Source organism: uncultured Microbacterium sp. (assembly GCF_913776565.1).
In the GTDB taxonomy this organism is placed as follows: domain Bacteria; phylum Actinomycetota; class Actinomycetes; order Actinomycetales; family Microbacteriaceae; genus Microbacterium.
The window spans coordinates 1-6,752 of record NZ_CAJYPF010000216.1; the positions used below are offsets into that span (position 1 = coordinate 1).

General features: G+C 72.7%; 9 protein-coding genes. 5 read left to right on the forward strand and 4 right to left on the reverse strand.

Going from position 1 to position 6,752, the window contains the following annotated elements; all coding sequences use genetic code 11:
* Both QZ433_RS12205 and QZ433_RS12210 read right to left on the reverse strand, forming a co-directional pair.
* On the reverse strand, positions 1-242 hold a 242-nt coding region (locus QZ433_RS12205; RefSeq protein ID WP_295783844.1), incomplete at its 3' end, for an FAD-dependent oxidoreductase.
* Between the two features lie 248 nt (positions 243-490).
* On the reverse strand, positions 491-835 hold the full coding sequence (locus QZ433_RS12210) for a metalloregulator ArsR/SmtB family transcription factor (protein ID WP_295783845.1): 345 nt from the start codon (positions 833-835) through the stop codon (positions 491-493).
* A gap of 84 nt (positions 836-919) precedes the next feature.
* On the opposite strand from QZ433_RS12210, the gene QZ433_RS12215 reads away from it, so the two are divergent.
* The 3 genes from QZ433_RS12215 to QZ433_RS12225 are packed head-to-tail and all read left to right on the forward strand — an operon-like array spanning position 920 to position 3,157.
* Positions 920-2,197 (forward strand): NAD(P)-binding domain-containing protein, encoded by a 1,278-nt coding sequence (locus QZ433_RS12215; RefSeq protein ID WP_295783847.1) that lies wholly within the window; start codon positions 920-922, stop codon positions 2,195-2,197.
* A 1-nt stretch (position 2,198) separates the two neighbouring features.
* The gene (locus tag QZ433_RS12220; RefSeq protein ID WP_295783849.1) at positions 2,199-2,711 is read left to right on the forward strand and encodes a GNAT family N-acetyltransferase; all 513 of its coding nucleotides are present in this window, start codon (positions 2,199-2,201) and stop codon (positions 2,709-2,711) included.
* A 44-nt stretch (positions 2,712-2,755) separates the two neighbouring features.
* On the forward strand, positions 2,756-3,157 hold the full coding sequence (locus QZ433_RS12225) for an arsenate reductase ArsC (protein ID WP_295783851.1): 402 nt from the start codon (positions 2,756-2,758) through the stop codon (positions 3,155-3,157).
* Positions 3,158-3,196: 39 nt separating this feature from the next.
* On the opposite strand, the gene QZ433_RS12230 is transcribed toward QZ433_RS12225, so the two are convergent.
* A complete protein-coding gene (locus tag QZ433_RS12230; protein WP_295783853.1) occupies positions 3,197-3,961 on the reverse strand; it encodes a DUF429 domain-containing protein in 765 nt (254 codons plus the stop codon).
* A gap of 104 nt (positions 3,962-4,065) precedes the next feature.
* Here QZ433_RS12230 and QZ433_RS12235 point away from each other — a divergent pair, with 104 nt between their 5' ends.
* Positions 4,066-4,437, forward strand: a complete 372-nt coding sequence (locus QZ433_RS12235) for a hypothetical protein (RefSeq protein WP_295783855.1) — start codon at positions 4,066-4,068, stop codon at positions 4,435-4,437.
* Here the strand turns inward: QZ433_RS12235 and QZ433_RS12240 are convergent.
* Positions 4,430-5,518: a citrate/2-methylcitrate synthase gene (locus QZ433_RS12240; protein ID WP_295783857.1), complete on the reverse strand. Its 1,089-nt coding sequence runs from the start codon at positions 5,516-5,518 to the stop codon at positions 4,430-4,432. The genes QZ433_RS12235 and QZ433_RS12240 overlap by 8 nt on opposite strands.
* Before the next feature lie 52 nt (positions 5,519-5,570).
* Here QZ433_RS12240 and QZ433_RS12245 point away from each other — a divergent pair, with 52 nt between their 5' ends.
* Complete coding sequence (locus tag QZ433_RS12245; protein WP_295783859.1) at positions 5,571-6,752, forward strand: citrate/2-methylcitrate synthase; 1,182 nt, start codon at positions 5,571-5,573, stop codon at positions 6,750-6,752.

Sequence of the window (6,752 nt, forward strand, 5' to 3'; positions counted from 1 at the left end):
ATCACCTCGTGACCCACACGCACGTCGAGGGCGAAGCGGGCGGCGAGCGACTCCGGCGTCTGCAGGAGCAGCGACGACCGATCCGCGATCACGCCGCCCACGTGATACGGCAGCCCGCAGTTCGCGAACGACACGTGCGCGCCCCGCTCGAAGACCGTGATCTCGCGGGTCTCGTCGAGTCGCCGCAGCCGCGTCGCGGCACTCATGCCCGCGGCGACTCCTCCGATGATGATCGTCCTCATGGCATCCACTTTATACCCCCGGGGGTATAGTGAGGCCGGTCGCGACCGCGGCTGAGAACGGAAGGATGCCGAAGATGTGCCGACAGGTGGCGTGCAGGACGTGCGGGAAGACGACGTGGGCAGGGTGCGGCCAGCACGTCGACCAGGTGATGGCGGGAGTGCCCCGACGCGATCGCTGCGAGGGTCACCAGAAGACAGAGGCCGCGGGCGGCGGCTTCTTCTCGCGAATGTTCGGGCGCTGAGCCGCGTCACCCCTCGATGCGCAGCGCCCCCGCGACCGCGTCGAGCGCGCCGGGCACGAGCCGGTAGTACGCCCACGTGCCGCGCTTGGAGCGCGTGAGGAACCCGGCCTCGGTCAGCACCTTGAGGTGGTGCGACACCGTGGGCTGAGACAGACCGACCGGCTCGGTGAGGTCGCACACGCACGCCTCCTGCTCCGCCGCGCCCGCGACGATCGACAGCAGGCGCAGTCGCGTCGGATCACTGAGGGCTTTCAGCCGCCCGGCCAGTTCCTCGGCGTCGGCGACGGACATCGCGGCACCCCCGGAGGACACGCAGCAGGCGACGGGGTCGAGGAGCGGCAGCGTGGTCATGCATCGACGATAGTCGATATTGACATCTGTCGATAGATGCGGGCACGATAAAGCATCGACCGTCATCGATGCACGAGGAGTCCCATGTCGACGCTCACCCTCACCCCGCGGCCCCGGGTCACGGATCGTCTCGCGACCCTGCCCGTCGCCATCATCGGCGCGGGTCCCGTGGGCCTCGCCGCCGCCGCGCACCTCGCCGACCGCGGGATCGCGTTCACCGTGCTCGAGGCGGCATCCGGACCCGCCGCCGCCGTCGAGAAGTGGGGGCACACGCGCCTGTTCTCGGCCTGGCGCGAGGTCGTCGACCCCGTCGCGCGCCGCCTCCTCGAGGCCACCGGCTGGACCCTGCCGGCGGAGGGTCGCGCCCCCACGGGCAGCGAGCTCGTCGACGACTACCTGCGCCCGCTCGCCGAGCTGCCCGAGATTGCGGTGCACATCCGCTACGGCGCGCGCGTGACCGGGATCGCGCGCGAGGGCATGGACCGCACGCGATCCGCCGATCGCGAGAACACGCCGTTCCTCGTGCGCACCCCGAAGGGAGAGCTTCTCGCCCGCGCCGTGCTCGACGCGTCGGGAACGTACGACTCCCCCAACTCCCTGTTGTCGACGGGCCTGCCGACCATCGACGACGCGCGCATCTCGCACGCCCTCCCCGACGTGGTCGGCCGCGAGCGCGACCGCTTCGCGGGGCGGCACACCGTCGTCGTCGGGGCCGGGCACTCCGCCGCGAACACCCTCATCTCGCTCGTCCGCCTGCAGCGCGACGCGCCGGGCACCCGCATCACGTGGCTCATCCGCAACGCCAGCGCCGTTCGCGTGTCGTCGTCGGCGGACGACGGGCTCGTCGGGCGCGCGCAGCTCGGCGCACGCGTCGACCGCTACGTCGAGGCCGGGACCGTCGAGAAGATCGACTCGTTCGAGATCGACCGCGTCGAGGCCCTGCCCGACGGCATCCGTCTCTCGGGAACGCGACGCGGCGACCTCGCGACGGTCACCGCAGACGTCGTCGTCAACGCGACGGGTTTCCGGCCCGACCTCGCCCCGCTGCGCGAGATCCGCACCGACCTGGATGCCGTCGTCGAGGCGCCGCGGCTCCTCGCCCCGCTCATCGACCCCAACGTGCACTCGTGCGGCACCGTCGAGCCGCACGGCTTCCGCGAGCTGACCCATCCGGAGCACGGCTTCTTCGTCGTCGGGATGAAGTCGTACGGCCGCGCGCCCACCTTCCTGCTGGCCACCGGATACGAGCAGGTGCGCTCGATCGCGGCGTGGCTCGCGGGCGATCTCGCCTCGGCCTCGCGCGTCGAACTGAACCTTCCCGCGACCGGCGTGTGTGCGACGGATGCCGGCGGGTGCTGCTGACATGACTCTCGTGCGAGCGCTGGAACGAGCCGACTGGGCCGCGGTCGAGGACGTCTACCGCGAGGGCATCGAGGGCGGCAACGCGACCTTCGAGACCGAGACGCCGACCTGGGACGCCTTCGACCGCGCGAAGACACGGTTCGGCCGGCTGGTCGCCGTCGACGACGCGCACGCCGTCGTCGGGTGGGTGGCGGGGTCTGCGGTGTCGACCCGCGCCGCGTATCGCGGTGTCGTCGAGCACTCGGTCTACGTGGCGTCCCGCGCCCAGGGGCGCGGTATCGGCACCGCGCTGCTGCGCGCGTTCATCGCCGCGACCGAGATGAACGGGGTCTGGACGATCCAGTCGAGCGTCTTCCCCGAGAACACGGCATCCCTCCGCCTGCACGAGAGACTCGGCTTCCGCGAGGTCGGTCGGCGCGAGCGCATCGCCCGCTCGGTCGTCGGGCCGTGGGCCGGGCGGTGGCGCGACACCGTGCTCATCGAGCGGCGCAGCATGATGAACGGCCGCGAATGACCTCTCACCCCCCGTTCACCTCGACCACCCATGATGGAGCCACCATGACCCGCCCCACCGTTCTCTTCGTCTGCGTCCACAACGCCGGGCGTTCGCAGATGGCCGCCGGCTATCTGCAGCACCTCGCCGGCGACCGCATCGACGTGCTCTCCGCCGGATCCGCGCCCAAGGACTCCATCAACCCGATGGCGATCGCCGCGATGGCCGAAGAGGGCATCGACATCTCGGCGAACCAGCCGAAGATCCTCACGGTCGATGCGGTCAAGACCTCCGACGCCGTGATCACGATGGGCTGCGGCGACGCGTGCCCCATCTTCCCGGGCAAGCGCTACGAGGACTGGGAGCTCGACGACCCGGCGGGGCAGGACCTGGATGCCGTCCGCCGCATCCGCGACGAGATCAAGGGCCGCGTCGAGGGGCTGATCGCAAGCCTGACCGCGGCCTGACGCCCGGTGATCTCGCACTCGTAAGCAAAGGCTAGATGTCTAGCCTTTGCTTACGGGACCGTCGACCAAACCCTCCAGCGGCCCGTCGGGCAGCACGACCCATCCCTCGCGCCGGGCCACGGCGAGCATCTCGGATGCCGGGGGCCAGAAGCGCCCGAGCGCTCCGGCGCGGGTCGCGAGGGCGGCGACGACGGCGTCGAAGGCGTCGGCCTTTCGGATCGCCAGCGCGGCGAAGCCGCCGACGTCGAACCATGGCGCGCGCTCGCGGAGCGCGTCGAGCAGGACCGCCCGGCGGGTGGCATCCACGCGGTATCCCGTGGTGTCGAAGCCCCACAGGCGCAGCGCGCCCCCGGGGTAGACCTCGAACAGGCGCCCCTCGGCGGCGCGATCGACGCCGACACCGACCGCGGCCAGGCGGTGCAGCAGTCCGGCGCCGCGCAGAGCGGTCACCCCCAGCCGGTCGGTCGAGACGCTGAGCGGCCAGCGGCCGATGCGCTCGCGCACGACGTGGTCGGTGTGGCGGTAGACCAGCGGGCGGCGCCAGGCCGCGTGCCCTTCGACGGGTCCCGACGCGGGGAGTTCGGCGACGTGGTGTGCGGCGATGAACTCGACGAACGCGTCGGGCCAGCCGAGCGGGCAGTCCACACCGAGCCACGCGTCGCCCGCGGCGACGGATGCCACGATGTCGGCATCCTGGATGCCGATCTCGAGCCGCGTCAGGCGGGCCGAGCCGTCGGCCCAGACGATCTCGGCGAGGGCCGTTCCCGGGGCTTCGGCGGCGAGGTCGACTCCGATGGTTCTCACCGACAGGAGCCTAGGCCGCTTCGGCCCCCGGCCGGCCGCGTGCACAGCTCGCCCCCGCGGGCAACACATCCCGAAAACCGTCGCCGACCTGCGAGGATCGACGCATGGCAGACGAGGACCTCCCCGATTCGCTGGAGCCGGCGACCGACGTCCCGCCTCGCGACGAGCCGCCCGCGCCGCCGACCCCCAAGGGCGACCTTCGCGCCGTGTCCATCGTCGCGATCGTGACGGGTGCGATCGTCATCGGGTGGTACCTGTTCGTCGTGACCGTCAGCACGGTGTCCGAGCTGCAGCAGCTGGCCTGGATCCAGATCGGCATGTGGGTGCTCGCCGTGGTGTCGGCGGTGTGCGGCATCCTCAGCCTGAATGCGCGCATGGCGCGCGAGCTCGCTGCGGCGGGGTTCATCGCGGGCGTCGCCGCCGGGTTGCTGTCGATCTCGATCGGGTTCTTCAGCGGGCTCGAGCTGCTCAACTGACCCGCGGCGCCGGCCCCACGTACCGCGCCGACGGACGGATGATCTTGCCGTCCTGCGCCTGCTCGAGGACGTGCGCCGTCCAACCGATCGTGCGGGCGAGGGCGAAGGTGGGAGTGAACATCTCGCGCGGGATGCCGCACTGCTCCATCACCACCGCGGCGAAGAACTCGACGTTGGCGTGCAGGGGACGCTCGGGGCGTCGCGCGGCGAGCTGCCGCTCGGCCTCGCGCTGGAAGGCCAGCGCCCGCGCGACCCGCTCGCCGCCGAACCCCTCGGCGACCCCGCGCAGCAGCTCCGACCGCGGATCGGCCGTGCGGTAGACGGCGTGACCGAAGCCCATCAGGCGTCGACCCGCCGCGAGCTCTTCCGCGATCCACGCCGCCGGGTCGTCGCCCGCGCGGTCGAGGCTGTCGAGGGCGCGGGCGGGCGCGCCGCCGTGCAGGGGCCCGGCGAGAGCGCCGAGCGCGCCGCACAGGCACGACGCCATGTCGGCCCCCGTCGAGGCGATGACCCGGGCCGTGAAGGTCGAGGCGTTGAAGCCGTGGTCCATCGTCGCGACGAGGTAGACCGTGAGCGCCCGCACGTGCGCGTCGTCGGGGCGGCGTCCGGTGACGCGTTCGAGGTAGTCGGCGACGAGCCCGCGCCCGCTCGGCCTGAATCCCGGGGCGAGGGCGAGCGGAGCCAGGGCGGCGAAAGCGATCGCCTCGTCGATCCGGGCGGCCTCGTCGAAGTCGTACAGGGCCGCGGACCGGCGGACGGATGCCGCGAGCGTCCACGTCGCGCGCAGCACGGCGAGGGGTTCGTCGGCGTGAGCGCGCACGGCGGCGACGAGCCCTGGCATCCGTTCATCCGTCTGCGCGCGGGCGATGCGCGTCGCGAACGCGGAGCGCTCGGCGTCGTCCGGGAGGTGCCCGAGGACGAGCAGGTGCCAGACGTCCTCGACGCTTCGCGTACGCGCGAGCTCGACGGCGGAGTGACCGCGGTAGTGGAAGAAGCCGGCGTCACCGTCGACGTCGCCGACGCGGGTTTCGGCCGCGACGACGCCGTTGAGGCCGCGGGGGACATCGATCAGCTCGCTCATGCGCCCAGTGTGCGAACATGACGGCGACAGCGTCAACGTTGATCGGATCAAGATGACCGCACCCCTCCCCCGCCTCACCGCCGCGCAGACCGCCGCACGCCTGGGCGTGAAGCCCGAGACGGTCTACGCCTACGTGTCGCGCGGACTCCTGCGGCGCGAGCGCGACGCGCACGGGTCGACGTTCGATGCGCTCGAGGTCGAGGCTTTCGCATCGGGCCGGCGACGCGCGGCTGCTCGGACGCCGGCGCACCCCACCGTCGGCATGCCCCTCGGCGTCGTGCAGACCGACGTCGCCGACATCGAGGACGACGAGCTGCTCTACCGCGGTCACCGCGCGCGCGACCTGATCGACCGCCCCTTCGCCGAGGTCGTCGCGTGGCTGTGGGATGCCGAGCGACTCGACGCCCCGGACACCGCGATCGGCAGCGCCCGCGCCGTCGTCGACGCCCTGCCGCTGCACGCCGGGGCCATGGACCGCCTGCGCGCCGCGCTCACCGGTTTCGCCGCCGACGATCCGCTGCGCCACGACACCTCAGCGGCCACCCTGCACCGCATCGGGTGGACGCTGCTGACCGGGCTGCCGGTCGCCCTCGGCGGCGATCCGCACCCCGACCTCGCGCGCTCGCTCGTCACCGCGTGGACGACCGGCGCGCCCGACCCCGTGATCGAGGCCGTCAACGCCGCCCTCGTGCTGCTGATCGACCACGACCTCGCCGTATCGACCTTCGCCGCCCGGGTCGCCGCCTCGGCCCGCGCGGACGCCTACGCCGCCGTCGGCGCCGCCCTCGGCGCGGCCGACTCCCCCCTGCACATCTCGGCCGCCACGCGCACCGCACGGCTGCTCACGCGGGTGCGTCGCGGCATGGACCCCGAGCGGGCACTGACCGAGGCGCTGCAGGACGGCAACGGCATCCCGGGCTTCGGACACCCCCTCTACCGCGACGTCGACGACCGCGCCGCTGCACTCTTCCCCCTGCTCGCGGCCCTTCCGGACGGGGAGGGGACGATGGATGCCGTGACCCGCCTGCGCACCGTCGTCGCCGATCGCGCCCGCCTCCAGCCCAACATCGACCTCGCCCTCGCCGCGCTCGTGTCGGGCGCGCGCCTGCCCGACGACGCCGCGAGCACGATCTTCGTGCTCGGCCGCATCGCCGGATGGATCGCCCACATCGGGGCGGAGTACGCCGAGCCCGCGATGCGGCTGCGCCCGCGCGGGGAGTACGTGGGGCCGTGA

Coding starts and splice junctions, on each gene's coding strand:
- QZ433_RS12210 (WP_295783845.1), bottom strand. CDS start 835: ATGACCACGCTGCCGCTCCTCGACCCCGTCGCCTGCTGCGTGTCCTCC.
- QZ433_RS12215 (WP_295783847.1), top strand. CDS start 920: ATGTCGACGCTCACCCTCACCCCGCGGCCCCGGGTCACGGATCGTCTC.
- QZ433_RS12220 (WP_295783849.1), top strand. CDS start 2,199: ATGACTCTCGTGCGAGCGCTGGAACGAGCCGACTGGGCCGCGGTCGAG.
- QZ433_RS12225 (WP_295783851.1), top strand. CDS start 2,756: ATGACCCGCCCCACCGTTCTCTTCGTCTGCGTCCACAACGCCGGGCGT.
- QZ433_RS12235 (WP_295783855.1), top strand. CDS start 4,066: ATGGCAGACGAGGACCTCCCCGATTCGCTGGAGCCGGCGACCGACGTC.
- QZ433_RS12240 (WP_295783857.1), bottom strand. CDS start 5,518: ATGAGCGAGCTGATCGATGTCCCCCGCGGCCTCAACGGCGTCGTCGCG.
- QZ433_RS12245 (WP_295783859.1), top strand. CDS start 5,571: ATGACCGCACCCCTCCCCCGCCTCACCGCCGCGCAGACCGCCGCACGC.